The sequence below is a fragment of the Asticcacaulis benevestitus DSM 16100 = ATCC BAA-896 genome (genome assembly GCF_000376105.1).
Lineage (GTDB): Bacteria > Pseudomonadota > Alphaproteobacteria > Caulobacterales > Caulobacteraceae > Asticcacaulis > Asticcacaulis benevestitus.
Genome location: NZ_AQWM01000002.1, coordinates 283,439 through 304,657, shown reverse-complemented (window position 1 = coordinate 304,657; position 21,219 = coordinate 283,439). Strand labels below are relative to the sequence as shown.

Genomic DNA, 21,219 nt, shown 5'->3' with positions numbered 1-21,219 from the left:
ATAAAACCGCTGTTGGATTTAACGCTCTGTCGAGCGTCACAGACGGCTTTTCACAAGGGATCGCGCAGTTGCGATGGCGGCTTCTATACCCAAGTCGGAGGTATCTAGCAAGAGCGCATCTGTGGCTTTTTCCAAAGGGGCGCTTGACCGCGACGAATCACGCTCATCACGGATGCGGATATCGCTCAAAACCTCGGCCTCGCTAAGGTCCGGATTGAGTTTGACCAGTTGCAGCCAGCGCCTGTGGGCGCGCACTTCAGGTGCGGCGGTCACGAAGAGCTTGACCGTGGCGTGGGGCGCGATGACGGTGCCGATATCGCGGCCATCGAGCACGGCGCCCGCGGGCTGGTTGGCGAAATCCTGCTGATATGTGAAGAGGGCGGCGCGGACTTCTGGAATGGCGGCCACCTGAGAGGCGCGCTCGCCGGCGTCTCGGCCGCGCAAGGCCTCATCGGCCAGGGTTTCGGCGTCGATCAGGGTGGCGGCAAGGACGGGATCGATATGACGGACATGCGCCAGGTGACCGGCGGCGCGGTACAAAAGCCCGGTATCGAGAAACGGCAGGCCGTAATCGGCGGCGATTACCGAGGCCAGCGTGCCCTTGCCTGACGCGGCCGGGCCATCGAAGGCGATGAGGAGTGGGCGGGTCATTCGAACGTCATCTCAACACCGACGCTTTGCAGGTCACGCCAGTAACCGGGATAGGTCTTGGCGGTGCAGCCCGGATCGAGGATGCGGATGCCGTCGATCACCAGAGCCGCCTGGGCGAAAGCCATGGCGATGCGGTGATCGTGATAGGTATGGATATCGGCCTTTACCGTGCGGCCGATCAGGCTGCGATCGGGCGTAACCAGCAGATCGTCGCCGATTTCCTCCGCCAGACCGGGCTGGATGCGGTTCAGTTCGGTGGCCACGGCGTTGATGCGGTCACATTCCTTGACGCGCAGATTGGCGATGCCGACAAAACGGACCGGGTGGTTGTTAAAGGCGGCCAGGACGGCGATGGTCGGGATGGCGTCCTGCATCTGACTGCCGTCGATAACAGCCGGCAAATTAGGGAACTGCTTTATAAAGTCATAGGCCTTGGCGTCCGGCTGCATCATGGCTTCCGGCGCAATGCCGATGTCGATAGCCGTGTCCAGCAGCGCATTGATGCCCCAGATATAGGTGGCGGCGCTGGCGTCGGGCTCCACCCAATAATCGCGCGCCGCATAGGGCGTGTTGGCGATATCCCAGCTCAAGGGGGCCGTTTGCGAGATGTTGGCGCCGAACGCCTTCATGCATTCCAGAGTGATATCGATATAGCCGCGTGCGCCGATATCGCCATCTTTTACGCGCAAGGAGAAAGGCGCGTCGCCCTTGGTCCCGGCCATCATCAGCGCCGAGACATACTGGCTCGACAGGCTGGCATCGACTTCGATGGTACGCTTGCTGAAGCCGCCTTCGCTCGACACCGTCACCGGCGGGCAGCCGGTCGGGGCCGTGGCGGTAACGCCGGCCGCGTTGAGGGCTTCCACCAACGGCGCTATGGGCCGTTTCTGCATATGCGCATCGCCGGTGAGGACGGTCGTACCCTTGATATTGGCCGCCGCCGCCGTCAAAAAGCGCACCGCGGTACCGGCATTGCCGAGAAACAGCGGCGCTTGCGAAGGCGTAAGCGTGCCGGTGCTCGTCACCATGAAATCGGTGTCGCCAGCGTCCTCGACCGTTACGCCAAGCTGACGTAAGGCCTGCGCCATATAGGTCGTGTCGTCGCTTTTGAGCGCGCCGCTGATGTGGCTTTTGCCTTGAGCCAGGGCGGCGATCAGCAACACCCGGTTGGTGATCGACTTCGATCCGGGCAAAGCGATTTTGCCAGCAAGCCCTGCGGGTGCGCCGGTTTTTTGCGGCACAAGCCTTACGGCGCTGGCCTGAGCGGGTGTCTGATGAGCTGTCATGACGCGCTTACTAGCAAATAACCGGCGATGCACAATCACCATTTTACGATCCGAGACCCGCTGTGCGGCGCAATGACCTGTGCATAAGCTCTGCTTCGGGAAGCGAAAAAGAGCCATAAAAATTAGCCAGAGTGGGATTTAAGGTTTTGACAGGAAGCCTATCTAGTGGCAAGGGAGCCCATCAAAAGCTTTTTTCAAAGCCTGACTAAACCCAAGCCCAAACCTCACTTAAAGGAATTCTCGTGGCTGATCCTGCCTTAGGCACCAAACAAGTTTGCCCGAACTGCACGGCAAAATTCTACGACCTGAACAAGCACCCGGCGCATTGTCCGCGTTGCGAGTTCGAGTTCGACCAGGAAGAAGTCGTCCGCACGCGCCGCTCGCGTGTCCGCACCGCCCCGACCGATTATGAAGATACGGACGAGGAAACCGAAGATCTGGCCAAGGCAAAGGCGGCGGCTGAAGAGGAAGATGAGGACGAAGAGCCCGAAATCATCACGCCGGAAATCGATCAGGTGGTTGCCGACGATCCGCTGCTGGTGGACGAAGACGAAGACCTCGATCCGGCCGATCCGGCTCGCGTCGGTACGCCCGATAGCGTCGACATGGATATCGAAGACGCCGAACTGGTCGACGATGACGCCGACGACGTGCCGTTCCTCGAAGACGAGGACGACGCCGATTTCGACGAAGAAATCGACGGCCTGCCCGGCGAAGAAGACGACGACCGCTAAATATCAAACCCGCCGGCGCGATCCGGCGGGTTTTTTTAGGCCTGTGTTGGGTCTGTGCGTCATGCCTGTGAAAAAGTTCAAAAAAGTTCGCAAAAGGGCTTGCGTCCCCGCGAACCCTGAACTAGAAGTCGCCGCCTCGGACGGGGCAACCCATTCGATGCCATCCTAAAGATGGGGCTTTAGCTCAGCTGGTAGAGCGCTTGCATGGCATGCAAGAGGTCAGCGGTTCGACTCCGCTAAGCTCCACCAATAAAGCCCGCTTCCCTAAAGGACGCGGGCTTTTCCAATTCAAAATCAAGCATATAGCCTGCGCCGTCCAAGCGCTGAAGGAAAAGATCCCGCTTTGATTCAGGGTATCTTGTCGGTAGGCGCAAGACTGGGCGGTAGCCTTTGGCCGGACGTTGCGGCAGGGTGAAATCGGGTGCCCGCGTTTCTGCATATCTTGCCAAGCACATGCGCGGCCCATAAGCTGAGCCATGATCACCACCCTGGCCATCTCCGGTTACCGTTCGCTGCGCGATGTGCGGCTGGAACTGGATATGCTCAATGTGGTGACCGGCGCCAATGGCTCCGGCAAGTCGAGCCTCTATCGCGCCCTGCGCCTGCTGGCGGAGATCGCCCATGGCGGGATTGTTCGCTCGATTGCCTCCGAAGGCGGACTGGATTCGACGCTGTGGGCCGGGCCGGAACAGTTTTCGCGCAGCATGAAAAGCGGTGAACACGCCATTCAGGGCACGGTGCGCAAGCACCCGGTCAGTCTGAAGCTGGGCTTTACGTCGGAAGACTACGGCTATGCGATCGATTTGGGCCTGCCGCCACCGCTGACCTCGGTTTTCCCGCACGATCCGCATATAAAGTCCGAAAGCCTGTGGCTGGGGCAAATCTTAAGCCCGCGCAATGAAATCGCCAAACGCAAGGGCCCACTCATTCAGGTGCGTGACAAGGCCAATATCTGGCAGGAGGCCCTGACCAATCTGTCGCCCTTCGACAGTCTGATGACGCATGGCAGCGATCCCCGCGAAGGCGCGGAACTTTTGCTGGTGCGGGAAAGCATGCGCAACTGGCGATTTTACGATCACTTCCGTACCGACCGCGAGGCGCCGTTGCGTCAGCCGCAGATCGGCACCCATTCGCCGGTGCTCGCCAGCGATGGCCACGACTTGGCGGCTGCTATTGAAACCATCCGGTCCGTCGGGGCGGTCGAAGATATGGCTGAGGCTGTCGACGATGCCTTCCCGGGATCGCGGATCGAGGTCGAATTCGCCGGCGCTTATGTCGAGATCGTCATGCGCCAGACGGGTCTCTTGCGCCCGTTGAAAACGGCTGAGTTGTCCGACGGTACTTTGCGCTATCTGCTGCTGATCGCCGCCCTGCTGTCGCCACGCCCACCGTCCCTGATGGTGTTGAACGAACCGGAGATGAGCCTGCATCCGGATTTGCTGGCGCCGCTCGGTCGCCTGATTGCTAATGCTTCCAGACGGTCGCAGGTGATTGTTGTTTCGCACGCGCCGGAACTCGTGGCGGCTCTGGAAGCGGCCGCGCCCACTCGGCGCATTCTGCTGGAAAAGGAGTTGGGCGAAACCGTTATCCGCGATCACGACATGCAGACATTGGAACGACCCACCTGGGAATGGCCGGCGCGGTGATCACTTGTGATCAGGGTTAACACCTGATTCAGGTCTTCATCATCGAATCTTGATAATTATCGGCTATAACCAGACGACAGGTTCATAATAAGGACAGGCACAGACCCGTCCGATTGCGTGAGTAGAGGATTGCCTATGCAAAAGATCGACGCCGTAAACTGGATTTCCGCCGCGCGCAGTTGTGCGCCGGCGCAATGTGCCGCCGCCTTCGTCTCGGCCATGGCGACGCCACGCAACCGCACTTACGCCGATACACAGCGCCAGCCATCGGCCCGCTAAAACTCTGACATCTTACCCCTTCAAGCGACCGATGGTATCGCGATATGCCGCAATCGACCTGCTCGATACGGTGCTGGCCCTGACCCCGGCATGATGACTCTGGAAACCACATGGTTGGAATTGTGTGAACGGCTGGGCGTCCAAAGCTCACGCCGTCATCCGGTTTGGCAGGTTTTGGTGTCCGCCTATGGCGAACCATATCGCCACTATCATACACTTGCTCATATCAGCGCTGTGGTGGCCCATGCCGAACGCCTGCGCGAACATTTCCAGATGCCCGATACCGTGCTGCTGGCCCTGTTTTTTCACGATGTCATCTACGATGCGGCGCGGCAGGATAACGAAATGCGCAGCGCCGACCTGATGCGCGAGCTTCTGCCCGATATCGATACCGAACGCGCCGGCGCTATGATCGTGGCGACGCAACATCACACCGCCACATCTGATCCGGATACCAACCTGCTGCTCGATATCGACATGTCGATCCTGGGCGCGGACTGGCCGGCCTATCGCGCCTATGCCGAGGGCGTCTATCGCGAATATCTGCCGGTCTATGGTCATGACGCCTATGCGGCGGGCCGCGTGGCGCTGTTCCTCCAGCCGACGCTTACGCGCGACTCTCTTTTCCTTACGCCGGAATTTGCCGGACGCGAAATCGTGGCGCGTGACAATCTGCACAGGGAAATCACCTTGTGGCAGGCCGGCGGGTTTGCGCACGCTTAGATCCGGCCTATATATACCCCACCACAATCTTCTAGGAGACCCTGCATGGGCCGTATGATCACCCTCAATCGCGCCGATGGCGGCCATCTCGACGCTTACCTCTCCGATATCGACAAGAGCAGGCCAAGCGTCATCGTCATTCAGGAATGGTGGGGTCTGAACGACCACATCAAGTCGATCGTCGATCGCTTCGAGTTCGAAGGCTTCAATGCCCTGGCGCCCGACCTCTATCATGGCCGCATCACCAAGGATGCCGACGAGGCCGGCCACCTGATGAACGGGCTCGATTTTCCGGGCGCGGTCCATCAGGATATCGCGGCGGCGCTCGACTACCTGAAAGAGATTAATCCGTCCGTCGCCGTCATGGGCTTCTGCATGGGCGGCGCTCTGACCATCGCTGCCACCGCTCGGCTCGAAGGCTTCAAGGCGGGGGTGTGCTACTACGGCGTGCCGCCGAAGGAATTCGCCGATCCGGCCGATATCAAGGTGCCGTTCCAGGGCCATTTCGGCACGAAGGACGATTGGGTGACGCCGGCCGTGGTGGCCGATATTGAGGCCTCGATGACGAAGGCCGGCCATGTGCCGGAACTCTACAGCTATGAGGCCGACCACGCGTTCTTCAACAAGACCCGCGCCGATGTCTACGATCCGGAAGCCGCTGAGCTGTCGTGGACACGCATGATGGCTTTCCTGCGCGCTAAACTCTAGGAGCAATTGACCTTTTCGGGATTTGGGATTAGGCCAAATCCCAAAGGGGCAATGTAAACAGCTCCAGCGAAAAGGCATGTATTTTGACCGTATTTTATCACGAAGGCGATTTGCCCGAGGGTCTTGATCTCGGCGCGTCCGTCGCCATCGATTCCGAGACCATGGGCCTGCGTTTCCGCCGCGACCAGCTCTGTGTTGTCCAGCTTTCCGCCGGTGACGGCCACGCCCACGTCGTGCGTATGGCGCGCCCCGGCTATGATTGTCCGAACCTCAAGAAACTGCTGGCCGATCCGAACGTGCTCAAGCTCTTTCATTACGGCCGCTTCGATATCGGCATGTTCGAGCTGCACCTGGGCGTCACCACGTCGCCGGTCTACTGTACCAAGATCGCCTCGAAACTTGCGCGCACCTACACCGACCGCCATGGCCTGAAGGATCTGACCCGCGAACTGCTGGCTGTCGATCTGTCCAAGGCGCAGCAAAGCTCGGACTGGGGCGCTGCCACCTTGTCACCCGAACAACTGGCCTATGCGGCCTCGGATGTGCTGCACCTGCACGCCCTGAAAGAGAAGCTCGATATCATGCTGGCGCGCGAAGGCCGCGACCATCTGGCCAAGGCGGCGATGGCCTTTTTACCGCACCGCGTCAAACTGGATTTGGCAGGATGGGAAGATTGCGATATCTTCGCGCATAGCTGGGCATAATCCGCTCCAATTGACAGGCCAATTATGACCCTGACGGACCTCCACGAACCGCTTCAGCCTTTGGGCAATGCGGTGCCGATCGACTTACAGGTTGAAAAGGCCGAGCGTCAGGTGCGTCTGGCGCAACAGGTGGCGGCCGTGCGCCGTCGCTCGCGCATGATCGCCTTCCTGCGCAAGGCCTTGCCGGGTTCGATCATCCTCCTGGGTTTGCTCAATGTCGGCTGGATCGCGGCCCAGACCATCATCAATTCGATGAACGTCTACAACGCCGCCACCAGCGAAGTGCGCATGACCAATCCGCGCTATTATGGCCAGGGCTCCAGCGGTGACCACTTTACCATCAGTGGTCTGGAGGCGATCCGCAAGTCGCAAAACGCGACCACGATTCAGCTTAAAGCGCCCTATATGGAATTCAAGAACGGCGATAACGAACGCCCGACGCGCATTTCGGCGGCCAATGGTGTTTATGACCAGACCAACAACACCTTCACCCTGAACGGTCATGTGGTCATGGAGGCCGGCGGATCCGATTTCGTGGTCAAGACCGAGCAGGCCATCGTCAATCTGGAGAATTCGACTGTCTATGGCGACAAACACGTTGAAGGAACGGGTTCGGTGGGTCATATAGAGGGAGAATCCTTTATCATTTCCAATGACGGACGTGTCGTTGATTTCAAGGGTAAGGGCGAGACCAAGGTCTGGGCGCAGATACAGTAATCAAAGGTTTTTCGCCGCAATCCGGCGCGAAGGGCTCTCTAAGGGATGACGACGTGATGAAGACGCATAAGGTTGTGGCGGTGCTGGCGGCGGTCGGGCTGGGTTTTGGCCTGTCGGGTGCCGTGCAGGCGCAGGTGTCCGGTCAGGGCGGTCCCGTCATGGTTGGCGGCGACGCCATGCACCTTGAAGAAAACACCCATACCCAGGTGTGGAACGGCCGCGTCGAGGTCAAGCAGGACGATGCCCGCCTGCGCGCCGATAATATTCGCATCACCTTCGCGCCCGGCGATAGCGGCAGCGGTTTCGGCCCGGTTCAGGTCATCGAAGCCACCGGCAACGTCTATTATGTGACGACCGACAACACCATCAAGAGCGATCAGGCGGTCTACACCAAGTCCGCCGACAATCTGATCTTCACCGGCCAGGTTATCCTGACGCAAAAGCAGAACGTCATGACCGGCAGCCGTCTGGTCTATCAGGTGACCAATAAGGTGACCAATTTCGACAACGGCAATGGCCGCGTCAAGGCAATCATCTATCCCGATAAAAAACCGGCACAGTAGACCATTCAATGAACAGTATTGAAGAGCTTCATCCGTCTCCGGTCAAGGCCGACCTTACCCAAGGTATTCTCGTGGAGGGCATCGGCAAGACCTACAAGGAACGCGCCGTCGTCAAGAGCGTCAGTCTGAAGCTCGGCCGTGGTGAGGTTGTCGGGCTTCTGGGGCCGAACGGCGCCGGCAAGACCACCTGCTTCTATATGATCACCGGCCTGATCGAAGCCGATTACGGCACGATCAAGCTCGATGGTCAGGATATCACCCACCAGCCGATGTATCAGCGCGCCCGTATGGGGCTGGGCTATCTGCCGCAGGAAGCCTCGATCTTCCGTGGCATGTCTGTGGAACAGAACATTCTGGCCGTGCTCGAACTGAATGAAAAGGACCCGGCGGTCGTGCGCGAAGAAACGACGCGCCTGCTCGAAGAACTACGCATCACCCATATCCGCCATTCGCCGGCCACCGCCCTGTCGGGGGGTGAGCGTCGCCGCGTCGAAATCGCCCGCGCGCTGGCCGGCAAGCCCTCCTTCATGCTGCTCGATGAGCCTTTCGCCGGTATTGATCCGCTGGCGATCTCGGATATCCGCGAAGTGGTCATGTACCTCAAGAGCCGCGGTATCGGCATTCTGATCACCGATCACAATGTCCGCGAAACGCTCGATCTTGTCGATCGCGCCTCGATCATCCACTCCGGCGAGGTGCTTTTCGAAGGCACGGCCGACCAGATCACCCACGATCCGGAAGTGAAGCGCGTCTACCTCGGCGAGTCTTTTAATTCTTAACGGCTTTGATTCGTTAATGTTAACGTTTCGACAGGAATTGTTAACGCAATAATGCCAGACATGATTTTCGTACGGTTTCCGCAAAAATGACGGGAGCTAAAGAAATATAGACGTTTTTCGCTCAGTATGACGCGAACATGTTTTTCGTTTGGCGCGCAATACACCCGAAAAGTGACAACCACTTTATCGGATTGCGCTTGAAGGTCTGAAATGGCGCTCGGTCAAAGATTAGAACTCAAGCAGGGACAGGGGTTGGTGATCACCCCTCAATTGCAGCAGGCTATCAAGCTGCTGCAATTGTCGAACCTTGAGCTTGAGGCGGTGATCGAGACCGAACTGGAACGCAATCCGCTCCTGCAGCGCGATGACGCCGATCCGGTCGGCGACGCCAACGACTCAGATGCACCGGCAGAGGCTAGCGACAGCGGCGAATCACGCGAACTGGAACTGAGTGACCGTGACACTATCGCCGCCAATTCCGATCTCGATGCCTCGTCTTCTGATGTTTATGGCGATGATGAGCCGGTGGTGCGCGAGCGCGAATCGGTTGTCTCCGACTCCAACGAAGGCCCGGTGGTCGACTGGTCCAAGGCGGGCAAGGGCGGTACAGGCTTTGATGGCGACGAAGATATGGAACGCGCCCTGACGCGCGAAAAAACCCTGACCGAACACCTGACCGACCAGGCCCTGATCGCCCATTTCAGCGCGCCGGAAATGGCGATCGCCCAGATCCTGATCGATGCCGTCGATGAGGCCGGCTATATGCGCGCGCCCCTGACCGAGATCGCCGATCGGCTGGGCTGCGAACTGGCCCTGGTCGAGAAGGTGCTTGGCACCTGCCAGGGCTTTGAGCCGACCGGCATCATGGCCACCAGCGTGCCGGAATGCCTGAAACTGCAACTGGTCGAGCGCAACCGCTTTGATCCGGCCATGCAGGCCCTGATCGATAATCTTGAGCTTCTCGCCCGCCGCGATCTCAGCGCCCTGCGCAAGGTGTGCGGTGTCGATGAAGAAGACCTGAGCGAGATGATCGCCGAGCTGAAATCGCTCAATCCGCGCCCCGGCTCCGCCTATGGGGCCGAGCCGTCGCAGACCGTGGTGCCCGATGTTTTCGTGCGTGCCGATGCCAATGGCGGCTGGCGCATCGATCTCAATTCCGACACCCTGCCGCGCGTTCTGGTCGATCAGAAGTACCACACCAAGGTGGCGACGGCGGCGCGCTCCGAATCCGAGAAATCCTATCTCAACGAGTGTTTGAGCCAGGCCAACTGGCTGATCAAAAGCCTGGATCAGCGCGCCCGCACGATCCTCAAGGTATCTGCCGAGATCGTCCGCCAGCAGGACGCCTTCTTCGTCTATGGCGTCGAATATCTGCGCCCGCTCAATCTGAAAACCGTGGCCGACGCCGTGGGGATGCACGAATCGACCGTGTCGCGCGTCACCTCCAACAAGTATGTCGCCACGCCGCGCGGCGTCTTCGAACTGAAGTTCTTCTTCACCTCGTCCATCGCCTCGAATGACGGCACCTCGGCCCATTCGGCGGAATCGGTGCGTCACAAGATCAAGACCCTGATCGACGGTGAGAAAAACTCCGGCGAGATCCTGTCGGACGACCGCATTGTCGAAATTCTGAAAGAAGCCGGTGTCGATATCGCCCGCCGCACCGTGGCGAAATATCGCGAAGCCTTGCGCATTCCGTCTTCGGTCGAGCGCAAGCGCCAAAGCCGCTAACGCACTTTCCGGTGTGCGGCAGTCTGGGCTTGCCCCGTGATTAAACTGATAAAAAACAAGGTGAATGGGGTGCTTTTCTGTCGCACCTCCTACACGATTTCTTGACTTCCCATCAGGCGCAAGAGGCGTACAGTCGAGGCGTACCCGCAGGGATACGCCCTGGGTGCCCATTGCCGCCGGCCGCTCAACATTCGTCTTTGGCCGGCGACGAAGTTCTTGTTGTTTTAAGAACGGAGCGACATATCGCTATGCAAATTCAAGTCAGTGGAAAGCAGGTCGAGGTCGGTGACGCCTTGCGCGAGCGCATTGAAACCGAACTTACGTCAGGCATCGCCAAATATTTTGAACGCGGTGGTGACGCCGAAGTGACCATCTCCAAGCAGGGTCACTTGTTCAAGGCGGATTGCTGGGTCAGGCTGGCCTCGGGCCAGACCCTGATCTCGCATGGTTTTGGCGGCGACGCCCATTCGGCCTTCGACGGTACGCTCGACACCATGGAAAAGCGCGTGCGACGCTACAAGCAGCGCCTGAAGCAGCATCATAACGGTACGCCGGCCAAGGAAGAAACGGCCAATGTCACGGTCCTGCGCGCCTTCGATATCGAGGATGACGCCGACGAAATCGATGACGGCATGGATCACACCTCGCCACCGCACTCGATGATCATTGCCGAAACCGAGCAATCGCTCCGCACCATGACGGTCTCGATCGCCGTGGCCGAGATGGAGTTGTCCAACTATCCGGCGATCATGTTCCGTAACGCCGCCCATGGTGGCCTGTCGGTCATCTATCGCCGTCCCGATGGCAATATCGGCTGGATTGATCCGCAGCGCACGGCGCCCAAGACCATGACTCAGTAGACGACTCAACCCTTGGTGTGTGAGGGGTGGCTTGACCTTGTCGATCCATCCCTCTATGGCAGGGCTGCGACTGCGATCTGGTCGTTGTGGCAGCCCTTCCGCGCGTTGGCACCTGTCTGATCTGACCATGGATATACAATGTTTCTAACGAGCCTGCTGGACAGACACGCCATCCTTGGCAGTGTCAGCGCCAATTCCAAGCGTCAGGGTCTGCAAATGGTGGCCGATGTCGCGGCGCGCCAGTTGGGTCTCGATTCGGTTGAGGTGCATCAGGCCTTGCTGGAACGTGAAAAGCTGGGCTCAACCGGCGTGGGCCTCGGCGTCGCCGTGCCGCATGCCGCGCTAAAGGGGCTTGACCGTATGCATGGTGTTTTCGTGCGTCTGGAAACCCCGGTCGATTACGATTCGATAGACGACATGCCGGTTGACCTGATCTTCGCCCTGCTGGCGCCGGAAAACGCCGGCACAGAGCATTTGCGCGCCCTGGCCAAGGTCTCGCGCGTGCTGCGTCAGAAGGATCTGCGCGAACAACTGCGCAAGACCGACAAGCCGGACGCTCTCTATGCCCTGCTTACCGGCATCGCGGATTCAAACGCGGCTTAGGGTTCGGACACTGAAGTTAGGTTTCAGATTAACTTAGCATCGAACAATGTATGCTTCATGCGAGCGCTAAAAAGTCGGAGCTTATATGTCTCAAATTAACTTTGGACATGTGAAGAATTTTGTAGCTCTTCAGGCCAAACTTATCGCTGAGTTGAACCGTTGCTTCGCCTCACCTTTACAAGATGCCCCGAAGCGCGGGCGCTTTAAACTTTCTGAATACACATGGTGTTTTAAAAAGCATGGCATGGGATTTAGGTTCCTACGCTTACAGTCACCCCGCATTATTATCGAGGCCCACGAATACCTATCAAACAGCGGGGTTATCGATGCTTGGCGAATGTTATTGTATTTAGAATCTCTAGGTTTGAAGCCTGAGGCGGAATTGATTGACTTATATCTCTATGAGCAATGCCGAGCAGGTTTGCTTTTTCCCTTAGGCTCCCGCTCTTATGAACTCGTGCCTTTAGAATGAGCATATACGTGGGCCAAAATTCAAAGGTATGAATTTTGGAATTACCCGACGACCTCAATCGGTATAAGCTTGATCTCTTCGCTCGCCTTGGGGCGGTGAAGATCGATATGCAAAAGCCCGTAGGCCAGGCTGGCCTTGCTGACCTCCAGCCCGTCACTCAGGACAAACGCACGGTTGAAACCCCTGAGCGCAATGCCGCGATGCAGGTAATCGCGCGTATCGGTCTCGCCGGTGCGATCGCGGGTCGCGGAAACCGTCAGGTGCGCACCCTTCACCTCGATGCGTAAGTGTTCGGCCGTGAAACCGGCGACGGCGATGCTGATGCGAAAATGATCCGCGCTCAAGGATTCGACATTGTAGGGCGGATAATTATCATGGCTGCGGCCGATGCGCTCGATCAGCAGGCGCATATCATCGAAGCCCAGCAGGTAGGGGCTGTCAAAAACCATAGTCCGCGTCATATCAGCCCTTTCCAGTCATGCGCAGGATATAGGGCGTCAGACCTGAGTTTCAAGAAAGCGCGTGAGGGCGGCGCGCGCCTGGGGCTCGCTCAGCGTCGGGGTATGGCCGGTATGGTCAATCTCGACGCGGGTGAAATCACGCGCCATGCCGGCCATCTTGCGCGCCTCGCCGGCATCGAGCACATCCGACAGCACGCCGCGCACCAGAAGCAGTTTGCGGGCGGTGGCCAGACTGGCATAGCAGGGCGCCAGATCATAGGCGCTGAGCGCCACGGTCATGCCCTTGAAGGCATCGGTGATGCTTGGGTCGTAGGCGAGGTGCAGATAGCCGTCGCGGCCCTTTTTGAAGACGCGGCGGGCCATTTTCAGCCAGTCATCCTGCGTATGACCGGGGAAGGCCAGCTTGTTTTGTTCAGCGACAAAAAGGGCGGCCTCCTGCCAGTTGCGCATGGCCTTGCGCGGCAGGGCGGCGAAGGCGGAAATACGCGCCAGCCCCTTCGGTGCCACGGTCGGGCCTATATCGTTAAGAACGGCTGATTTGACCAGGTTGGGGCGCAGGGTCGACAGCACCATGGTGATCATGCCGCCCATCGAATTGCCGATAAAGATGGCCTGGCCGATCCCCATGGCGTCGCACAGGCCCAGCACGTCCTTGGCGTAGGTCCACAGGTGGTAGTTCATGGCGTCGGGATCGTTTTCCGACAGGCCGCGGCCGCGCATATCGGGCACGATGACGCGACGATCGAGCGCGGCGATAGAGGGGGCCACCTCCTCGAAGTCGGCGCTGTTGCGCGTCAGGCCATGCAGGCAGATGACCGGCAGGCGCACACGGCCGGGGGCGGCCGGATAATCGCGGGCATAGAGACGCAGGCCGTCATCGCTCGACCACCAGCGGTCGTGAAAGGCGGGCGCCTTGCGAACCACGCTCTCGGCCGGTATGCGGGCCTCGTGCGTGTAGTTCAGTTCCGGCAGCGTGTCCTTGAGATTGATCAAAGGTCTGGACCCTGTGTGGCTTGGGGCTGTTACGTAAAATCCCTGAAATAGCTTCACGCCACATAGATGAAAAAAATGCAAACGCAGGAGGTTAAGCCGGGGTTCACCGCGTCCATCTTGCCTTTTCTGTGCGGAATGGCTAGATAGAGGCAGAGCCTTGAGGTGAGGCTCGGCCCTGCGAAAGACCTCCGGTCACCCTCACGCACACGGTTGCTGTTATAAAATCTGCTCTTTTGTGGCTTTTCGGGATGGGGAAAAGGCCTTGTACAAAGGAGATATCCCATGCCTGATACGCATGACCTCAAGCCCCTCGATGCCTATAAACGCGACGCCGCGAAACTGCTCAAAGCGGTGCGCGCCGACGATGTGAGCGCGCGCGACCGCTTCCGCCGGCTGGAAAACGCGCCGCCGGGTGTGCAGCTCAAGCACGCCCTGACCGTGATCGCGCAGGAAGCCGGCTTCCCCAACTGGACGGCCTTGAAAAGCGCTGCGGAAGAGGTCGATTTTTCCGAAATCTTCGCTGCCCCCAGTCTCAAGGATTCGATCAATCACTGGTTCCGCGATTACGACGCGGCCAAAGCGCACCAGCAGGCGCATGGCGGCGTCCTGTTGCCTTACCGCCATCAGGCCTTCGTGACCTCGCTCGAAATCCTGCCGCGCCTGGGCTACGAAAAGGACGATCCTGCCTGGAAGGACATCGGCTACGATTTCATCCGGCCGGCTTCGACCGAGGCCCTGACGCGCATCAAGGCCCGCCTGTCACGTCGCCTGACGGCGAAGTTCTGATCTCAAAAAAGGTTATCCCATGTCTCTTCTCAAGGCGGATTCCGTCCACCCGATCACGGCGCCAAATGGCACGGTGATCACCAGCACGGTTTATCTGCAAAACGTCATCGACCATCCGCGTATCTCGGTCGGGGCCTATTCCTATGCGTCGAATGCCTTGCCACAGGCCAACTGGGCGCAGACCCTGGCGCCCTATCTCTTCCCGATCAGCAAGGAGAAACTCACGATCGGCAAGTTCTGCCAGTTTGCCCATGGCACGACCTTCATCACCTCATCAGCCAATCATCCGATGGGCGGGTTTTCGACCTATCCGTTCAAGGTGTTCAAGCCCGAAACCATGATGGGTTATATCGACCTGCCGTTCCGCGATACGGAGGTTGGGCATGATGTCTGGATCGGTCACAACGCCACGATCATGCCGGGCGTCACCATCGGTTCTGGCGCCATCATTGCTTCTGGCGCGGTGGTGACGAAGGACGTCACACCCTACACCATCATGGGCGGCAATCCGGCGCAGGTCATCCGCCAGCGCTTTTCAGACGAGCTTATTTCTGATTTACTGGAAATAAGTTGGTGGGACTGGCCGATCGAGAAAATCGAAGCCAGCCTCACCGCCATAGAAGGTGCAGATATCGACGCGCTGAAAGCGGCTGTTTAGCAGCGCGTGATCAGATTGTGCATCCGGCGCGGGGTGGCACCCGGCACGCGATTGAGCTTGATCAGGCCTTCGGGTTCGCCCCACAGGTCATAGGCGTCCGCCTTGGTCACCCTGGCCTTGACCAGATCGCCGGCCTTCAGGCCGCTGAAGCCCTTAAGGAAGATGTGCCCGTCGATTTCGGGCGCATCGCCTTTGGTGCGGGCGATGGCGGTGCCGTCATTGCGGATGTCATCGACCAGACAGTCCTCGATGCGGCCCACCTTGGCCTGCAGCTTCTGCGCCGAAATGCGCGAAGCCACGGCCATGAAGCGTGCTAAGCGATCCTGCTTGACCTCTTCGGGCACATGGTCGGGCAGCAGCTTGGCAGCCGCGCCTTCGACGTTTTCATAGGCGAAGGCGCCGACGCGATCGATCTGCGCGGCTTCGAGCCAATCGAGCAGGAAGTTGAAATCGGCCTCGGTCTCGCCGGGGAAGCCGACGACGAAGGTCGAGCGCAGCGTCAGGTCGGGGCAAATTTCGCGCCATGACAGGATGCGGTCGAGCGTCTTTTCCTGATTGCCGGGGCGCTTCATCGCCTTGAGGATCTTCGGCGACGCGTGCTGGAAGGGGATATCGAGATAGGGCAGGATCTTGCCCTCGGCCATCAGCGGGATGACTGAATTGACGTGCGGATAGGGGTAGACATAGTGCATCCGCACCCAGATGCCGAGTTCGCCAAGTCCGCGCGACAAATCCTCGAACGAAGCGTTCCAGTTCTGGCCGCGCCATTCGCTCTGGGCGTAACGGATATCGAGCCCGTAGGCGGAGGTGTCCTGCGACACGACGAGCAGTTCCTTGACGCCGGATTTGGCCAGAATCTCGGCTTCGCGCAACACGTCTGCCACGGGGCGCGAAGCGAGATCACCGCGCAAAGAGGGGATGATGCAGAAGGAGCAGCGGTGATCGCAGCCTTCGGAAATCTTGAGATAGGCGTAATGCTTCGGCGTCAGGCGCACCCCGGCTGAGTCTTCCGGCACCAGCGGGCGGAACGGATCGGGCTTCGGCGGCACCACGTTGTGCACGGCGTCCATAACGGCGTCATACTGGTGCGCGCCGGTGACGGCGGCGACATTGGGGAAGCGCGCACGGATCATCGCCTCTTCACCGCCCATGCAGCCGGTGACGATGACCTTGCCGTTTTCGGCCAGGGCCTCGCCGATAGCGTTCAGGCTTTCTTCCTTGGCGGAATCGAGGAAGCCGCAGGTATTGACCACAATGACATCGGCGCCGGCATAGGAGGCCGAGGTGTCATAACCCTCGCCCTTCAGGCGCGTCAGGATGCGCTCAGAATCGACCAGCGCCTTGGGGCAGCCGAGCGAGACAAAGCCGACCTTGGGCTGGGCATCAGAAATAGGGGGCGCGACAGAACGGGTCATATGAAAAAGCTTGAACTTGTGGGGGGATGATGGCTTAAGCCTCCATAACCACAAATTCGCGCCGGTTGGAAGCTATTCCTCGTAGCTGGCCCTCCGTGCAACCTTACAGGAACCCCGCAATGCTGCTTTTTGCCGATACCGCCGACACCAAGATCCTTGCCGAACTGCTTGAAACCGGCCTGATCGACGGCGTCACCACCAACCCGACCATCATCGCCAAGTCCGGCCGCAACATGTTCGACGTGATCAAGGAAATCTGCGACATGTGCGAAGGCCCGATCTCGGCCGAAGTGGCCGCGACCGACGCCAAGACGATGATCCTGGAAGGCGAGAAGCTGGCCAAGATCGCCACCAACGTGGTCATCAAGGTGCCGCTGACGCTCGAAGGCCTCAAGGCGACCAAGGAATTTTCGTCGCAAGGCCTGATGACCAACGTCACGCTGTGCTTCTCGGTGTCGCAGGCCCTGCTGGCCGCCAAGGCTGGCGCCACCTTCGTGTCGCCCTTCGTCGGTCGTCTCGATGATGTCGGCGCCGATGGCATGGAACTGATCCACAATATCCGCACCCTCTATGACAATTACGATTTCGACACCGAAATCCTCGCGGCCAGCCTGCGTCATCCGGGCCACGTCGCCGAAGCTGCCCTGGCCGGCGCCGATTGCGCCACCCTGCCGCCGCAGACCTTCAAGGACATGTTCAAGCACCAACTGACCGACAAGGGCTTAGAGACCTTCTTGGCCGATTGGGCCAAGACCGGCCAGTCGATCCTGTAAGATCGGCTATATCGCCAGACGACATTCAATCGGAGAGCTTAGCGCTCTCCGATTTTTTCTTGCGAGGCATCGGGCATGACCTGTCCGCCTTGTGGCACAGCGTTGTTTGGCGGAGGCGACGCAAAGCCGTTGCTCTGCATACGCATCTTGTCGTCCTCGTTCTGATGCTTCAGCACGTCATTGAGCACGGCGGTCGTGTTCAAGGTCCAGTCGGCCTGACCGGCCCAGCCGCTGTCAGGCTTGTCGGGCGCGGCAATGGCGGCGAGCAGATCGGCCTTGCTGGCGCCGGCTTTGAGACGGGCGAGCCAGTCCTTCGCCGGTTTCGCCCATCGGCCAGGACGCGGATCATGGGCGAGTTGTGTCATAAGCTGCGTGGCTGTGGTCACGTCGCCGGATTCGGCGTGGACGAGAGCGGCGTGGAAAACGTAGGTGTCGACCTCTGGCGCCAACCGCCAGGCCAGTACGGCCGCGCCGGCGGCATCGGCATCAAGATGATCATTGCCTGACGCCTTGGCGCGGTAATACCAGAAGGCATTGCTCGCGGAATTTGGGTTCAGTTCTGCGGCGCGGGTCAGGGCCGCTTCCGCCGCATCAAACGCATCGGCGTTCTGCGTGGTCTCGGCAAGTTTCAGTTCGGCGCGGCCGAGGAGATGAAAGCCTTCGAAATCATCGGGGTGAGTCAGGGTCGCTTTTTGCAGCCATGGCAGGGCATTGCGCGCATCACCGTAGAGAATTTCAGAGCGGCTGAGCGTCATCTGCGCATCGAAGCTATCCGGCTGTTTTCCGGCCTCGCTGCGAAGATCGCCGAGCAGGTGACGGCCGTGCGCTATGGACGGACAGCCTTGCAGGGCGGCCTTCTCCAGTACCTGTTTTTCCGCCGAGGCCGGCAAGTCATCAAAGCTCACATCCGGCAGGGGAAGGTGCGCGATGGTCATGCGGCCAGGCTTGAGCGCCTTCAGCAGATACTTACGCAACAGGACATCAAGGCTGACCGCACTGCTGCCGAAGAGGCGGCCGAAGGCGTCGACGCGATTGTCACCGGCCTGAAGCGCGGCATCATAGGCCGCCAGTTTTTGCGCCCGCTCCGGCGACGACAGAATCCAGTGCGTCAGCAGCCATGCGCGCGACGCGAATTCTGTCGTCAGCCGTGCATTGTCTTCAAGGGCCAGCTCCGCAGGCCCTTTGTCAGTGACGCGCTGGCGATTGCGTTTCTGGGCAACGGTGTTTTGCAAGGTCCCGGTTTCGCCGCGTCGACCGCTGAACCAATCATTATCGTTCAGCACGTCCTTGTAATCGAGGCGGCTGGGGTAGCGCATGTCGAGATTACGCAGGTAGGCGGCTGTGGTGTAGGGTGGCAAACCCAGGATCGCGGCATCGTCCTCAAAGCGCATGGTCGAGACGTAGCGGGCATAGCCCTCAATGTACCACAGGGGCGCGCGTTGCGAAAAATGGCTGCGAAAGAAGTGGCGGGCATAGGCCTGAAAGACAAGCGTCTGGCCTTCGTCTTCCATCTGCTCGGCTACATTTAGCGCGGTGTAGACCGGGCCCGGTTGATAGACCGCGAAACCCTGAACGCCGTCTTCGCAAGTTTCGTAAAGCCCGACGGCTCGTTCCGGCATTTCCGGATTGACGATGGCGAGATCATGGGCGCTTTCGGTGTAATAGAGGGTGAGCTTTGGTGTGCCAGCCGGGTCTTCGGCGATGTGGGAAAAATCGTAGAGTACATAGCGGAAGCGTTCGAGATTTTCGAGCAAATCGCGGATATGACCTCGGCTGGTATCGCTGTAGACTGTGAAGTGCGGGCTTTCGGCCTTCAGCCAATGGTGCGGCGTACCCGCTTTCTCGCCACGCACAACGACGGTTGTGCTGTCCGGCGGCGCGGTCTCCTGAGACTGCGTCGCCTGTGCGGTAAGGGCTAGCGCCAGAAGGCATGTAAACGTTTGCAATTTCATGTGGTCGCTTCCCCTCTTTGGGCATAATCGTACCCGCATGGCGCGAAAACTGCAAGCGCTGACGATCGGGAGGGTGCGCTCGATATCTGCCCATTCACGCGCTTGCCAAGATTAACCTTTGCGATAAAGTGACCGCGATATCCGATGGGGGATGCCGTGATGAGCGAAGACCTGCTAGCCGACACCGCGACAGGGCCGATCCGGACCGATGCGGCGCGAAGGCTCGATATGATCGACCTTTTGCGCGGACTGGTGATCGTGCTGATGGTGCTCGATCACACGCGCGATTACATGCACCTGGGCGCGCTGGCCTTCGATCCGCTCGATCTCGACAAGACGACACCGCTCCTCTTTTTCACGCGCTGGATCACCCACCTGTGCGCCCCGACCTTCACCTTTCTGGCGGGCGTTTCGATCTTCCTGCAGGCGGCGCGCGGTAAGACTGGCTGGCCACTGTCGCGCTTTCTGCTGACGCGCGGGCTGTGGCTGGTGGTGCTCGAAATCAGCCTGATCAGCTTCGGTTTCAATTTCGCCGTGCCGTTCTTTTTCCTGCAGATCATCTTCGCCATGGGGGTGAGCATGATCGCGCTGGCCGCACTGGTGTGGCTGCCATCGCGTGTTATCCTGCTGCTGGGCATTGTGATCGTGGCCGGACATGGCCTGCTGGCCGGCGTCAGCATGGACAGCCTGACCGCGACCGGCCAGATTCTGTGGCGGTTGGGGATGCAGCCCGGCGGGCTCGGCGTCGTGCCGGGCATGAGCGTCTATCCGGTCATTCCATGGTTTGGCATCATGTGTCTGGGCTACGGACTGGGGCCGATTTTCGCTATGGAAGACTTGTCGCGCCGCCGCGCCATCACCCTGCTGGCGGCGGGGCTGATCCTGCTGTTCCTGATCCTGCGCCTGCCCAATCTCTATGGCGAGCCGCAAGCCTGGGCGTGGCAGGCCAATCCCGGCCTGATGCTGATGGATATTCTGAAAGTCTCGAAATATCCGCCGTCGCTCGATTACACCCTGATCACGCTGGGTCTGGCCATGTGCCTTCTGCTGGCCCTGACGCATCTGCCAAAGCTGTTTCAGGCACCGCTGCTGGCCTTCGGGCGCACGCCCTTTCTGACCTATCTGCTGCACATCTATATGGTGCATGTGGCGGCCATTCTGGTCGGTTTGGCGCAAGGCATACCGCCGGCGCATTTCACCAATTTCCTCGGTGATCCGTCGCGTCTGGCGGCCGATGCCTATGGCCTGACCCTGCCGGCGGTCTATGGCGTCTGGCTGGCCATTCTGGTGCTGCTCTATCCGATATCGAACGCCTATGCGCGTTACCGGATGCGTCACCGGAATTGGTGGCTGAGCTATCTCTGAGAAAAAAGCCACTTCCCAACCTTCTCCCTCTTAATCGAGTCGGAGAAGAAAGGAACTAAGCCTTCCATAAGGGAATTGTTGAGAAAAGTAGCTGTCAATTTGTTACTTCATCATAAAGGTAAAGTGTAACGGGACAAATTTGCTCATGCGCCCAGCTAGTAGCTTCACTTACGGATATGCTGTCACGGCTATCACACTGAACATAAGATTCTAATTGTTCATTGCCGACTTCAGCCTGATCAGAATTTGGGCACGCATTATCATGCCACACGGCTTCAATAACAGCTTGGACACTTTTCCAGCGATATTTCCGCATACGGTGATCTATAATATTGGCAATCACCGTCGAGTTATGGGTGC

Annotated in this window: 23 protein-coding genes and 1 tRNA gene; 18 read left to right on the top strand and 6 right to left on the bottom strand. The window is 59.2% G+C overall.

The window, feature by feature from the left end:
• Nucleotides 1-36: 36 nt before the first annotated feature.
• Together B060_RS0104865 and B060_RS0104860 are read right to left on the bottom strand one after the other, a co-directional pair.
• Nucleotides 37-651 carry a (d)CMP kinase gene (locus B060_RS0104865; RefSeq protein ID WP_018080636.1) on the bottom strand — a complete coding sequence of 205 codons (615 nt, stop codon included), beginning with the start codon at nucleotides 649-651 and terminating at the stop codon, nucleotides 37-39.
• The gene (locus B060_RS0104860) at nucleotides 648-1,937 is read right to left on the bottom strand and encodes a 3-phosphoshikimate 1-carboxyvinyltransferase (RefSeq protein ID WP_035423357.1); all 1,290 of its coding nucleotides are present in this window, start codon (nucleotides 1,935-1,937) and stop codon (nucleotides 648-650) included. Before B060_RS0104860 ends, B060_RS0104865 begins: the two co-directional genes overlap by 4 nt.
• A 242-nt stretch (nucleotides 1,938-2,179) precedes the next feature.
• Here B060_RS0104860 and B060_RS0104855 point away from each other — a divergent pair, with 242 nt between their 5' ends.
• The 14 genes from B060_RS0104855 to B060_RS0104790 all read left to right on the top strand — a co-directional run bounded on the left by B060_RS0104855 (nucleotide 2,180) and on the right by B060_RS0104790 (nucleotide 12,456).
• Nucleotides 2,180-2,671 (top strand): TIGR02300 family protein, encoded by a 492-nt coding sequence (locus B060_RS0104855; protein ID WP_018080634.1) that lies wholly within the window; start codon nucleotides 2,180-2,182, stop codon nucleotides 2,669-2,671.
• Between the two features lie 173 nt (nucleotides 2,672-2,844).
• A tRNA-Ala gene (locus B060_RS0104850) sits at nucleotides 2,845-2,920 on the top strand.
• 227 nt (nucleotides 2,921-3,147) lie between these two features.
• Nucleotides 3,148-4,317, top strand: coding sequence for an AAA family ATPase (locus B060_RS0104845; protein WP_018080633.1), 1,170 nt, complete (start codon nucleotides 3,148-3,150; stop codon nucleotides 4,315-4,317).
• A gap of 135 nt (nucleotides 4,318-4,452) precedes the next feature.
• Nucleotides 4,453-4,596: a hypothetical protein gene (locus tag B060_RS27100; protein WP_018080632.1), complete on the top strand. Its 144-nt coding sequence runs from the start codon at nucleotides 4,453-4,455 to the stop codon at nucleotides 4,594-4,596.
• 90 nt (nucleotides 4,597-4,686) lie between these two features.
• Nucleotides 4,687-5,319, top strand: coding sequence for an HD domain-containing protein (locus B060_RS0104835; protein WP_018080631.1), 633 nt, complete (start codon nucleotides 4,687-4,689; stop codon nucleotides 5,317-5,319).
• Nucleotides 5,320-5,364: 45 nt separating this feature from the next.
• Nucleotides 5,365-6,027 (top strand): dienelactone hydrolase family protein, encoded by a 663-nt coding sequence (locus B060_RS0104830; protein WP_018080630.1) that lies wholly within the window; start codon nucleotides 5,365-5,367, stop codon nucleotides 6,025-6,027.
• Between the two features lie 83 nt (nucleotides 6,028-6,110).
• Nucleotides 6,111-6,731, top strand: a complete 621-nt coding sequence (locus B060_RS0104825; protein WP_018080629.1) for a ribonuclease D — start codon at nucleotides 6,111-6,113, stop codon at nucleotides 6,729-6,731.
• 24 nt (nucleotides 6,732-6,755) lie between these two features.
• Entirely contained in the window at nucleotides 6,756-7,448 is a 693-nt protein-coding gene (gene lptC, locus B060_RS0104820; protein ID WP_018080628.1) for an LPS export ABC transporter periplasmic protein LptC, read from the top strand.
• Nucleotides 7,449-7,504: 56 nt separating this feature from the next.
• A complete protein-coding gene (locus B060_RS23870) occupies nucleotides 7,505-8,011 on the top strand; it encodes an LptA/OstA family protein (protein ID WP_018080627.1) in 507 nt (168 codons plus the stop codon).
• A gap of 8 nt (nucleotides 8,012-8,019) precedes the next feature.
• Nucleotides 8,020-8,790: an LPS export ABC transporter ATP-binding protein gene (gene lptB, locus B060_RS0104810; protein ID WP_018080626.1), complete on the top strand. Its 771-nt coding sequence runs from the start codon at nucleotides 8,020-8,022 to the stop codon at nucleotides 8,788-8,790.
• Between the two features lie 210 nt (nucleotides 8,791-9,000).
• A complete protein-coding gene (gene rpoN, locus B060_RS0104805) occupies nucleotides 9,001-10,521 on the top strand; it encodes an RNA polymerase factor sigma-54 (protein ID WP_018080625.1) in 1,521 nt (506 codons plus the stop codon).
• 248 nt (nucleotides 10,522-10,769) lie between these two features.
• Nucleotides 10,770-11,381: a ribosome hibernation-promoting factor, HPF/YfiA family gene (gene hpf / locus B060_RS0104800; protein ID WP_018080624.1), complete on the top strand. Its 612-nt coding sequence runs from the start codon at nucleotides 10,770-10,772 to the stop codon at nucleotides 11,379-11,381.
• A gap of 138 nt (nucleotides 11,382-11,519) precedes the next feature.
• A complete protein-coding gene (gene ptsN, locus B060_RS0104795; protein WP_018080623.1) occupies nucleotides 11,520-11,984 on the top strand; it encodes a PTS IIA-like nitrogen regulatory protein PtsN in 465 nt (154 codons plus the stop codon).
• An 85-nt stretch (nucleotides 11,985-12,069) separates the two neighbouring features.
• Nucleotides 12,070-12,456 (top strand): DUF6896 domain-containing protein, encoded by a 387-nt coding sequence (locus tag B060_RS0104790; RefSeq protein ID WP_018080622.1) that lies wholly within the window; start codon nucleotides 12,070-12,072, stop codon nucleotides 12,454-12,456.
• Between the two features lie 41 nt (nucleotides 12,457-12,497).
• Here B060_RS0104790 and B060_RS0104785 read toward each other — a convergent pair whose 3' ends face one another.
• Both B060_RS0104785 and B060_RS0104780 read right to left on the bottom strand, forming a co-directional pair.
• A complete protein-coding gene (locus B060_RS0104785) occupies nucleotides 12,498-12,917 on the bottom strand; it encodes an Hsp20 family protein (protein WP_026172603.1) in 420 nt (139 codons plus the stop codon).
• 36 nt (nucleotides 12,918-12,953) lie between these two features.
• The gene (locus B060_RS0104780) at nucleotides 12,954-13,910 is read right to left on the bottom strand and encodes an alpha/beta fold hydrolase (protein ID WP_018080620.1); all 957 of its coding nucleotides are present in this window, start codon (nucleotides 13,908-13,910) and stop codon (nucleotides 12,954-12,956) included.
• Between the two features lie 282 nt (nucleotides 13,911-14,192).
• Here B060_RS0104780 and B060_RS0104775 point away from each other — a divergent pair, with 282 nt between their 5' ends.
• Nucleotides 14,193-14,696 (top strand): hypothetical protein, encoded by a 504-nt coding sequence (locus tag B060_RS0104775; RefSeq protein ID WP_018080619.1) that lies wholly within the window; start codon nucleotides 14,193-14,195, stop codon nucleotides 14,694-14,696.
• Between the two features lie 19 nt (nucleotides 14,697-14,715).
• On the top strand, nucleotides 14,716-15,354 hold the full coding sequence (locus B060_RS0104770; protein WP_018080618.1) for a CatB-related O-acetyltransferase: 639 nt from the start codon (nucleotides 14,716-14,718) through the stop codon (nucleotides 15,352-15,354).
• Here B060_RS0104770 and rimO read toward each other — a convergent pair.
• Complete coding sequence (gene rimO / locus B060_RS0104765; protein WP_018080617.1) at nucleotides 15,351-16,769, bottom strand: 30S ribosomal protein S12 methylthiotransferase RimO; 1,419 nt, start codon at nucleotides 16,767-16,769, stop codon at nucleotides 15,351-15,353. The genes B060_RS0104770 and rimO overlap by 4 nt on opposite strands.
• A 119-nt stretch (nucleotides 16,770-16,888) precedes the next feature.
• On the opposite strand from rimO, the gene fsa reads away from it, so the two are divergent.
• Nucleotides 16,889-17,542: a fructose-6-phosphate aldolase gene (gene fsa, locus B060_RS0104760; RefSeq protein WP_018080616.1), complete on the top strand. Its 654-nt coding sequence runs from the start codon at nucleotides 16,889-16,891 to the stop codon at nucleotides 17,540-17,542.
• 38 nt (nucleotides 17,543-17,580) lie between these two features.
• Here fsa and B060_RS0104755 read toward each other — a convergent pair whose 3' ends face one another.
• Nucleotides 17,581-19,494, bottom strand: coding sequence for a hypothetical protein (locus tag B060_RS0104755; protein WP_018080615.1), 1,914 nt, complete (start codon nucleotides 19,492-19,494; stop codon nucleotides 17,581-17,583).
• Between the two features lie 159 nt (nucleotides 19,495-19,653).
• Between B060_RS0104755 and B060_RS0104750 the strand changes: the two genes are divergently transcribed.
• Nucleotides 19,654-20,859, top strand: coding sequence for an acetyltransferase domain-containing protein (locus B060_RS0104750; RefSeq protein WP_155847752.1), 1,206 nt, complete (start codon nucleotides 19,654-19,656; stop codon nucleotides 20,857-20,859).
• Nucleotides 20,860-21,219 lie beyond the last annotated feature (360 nt).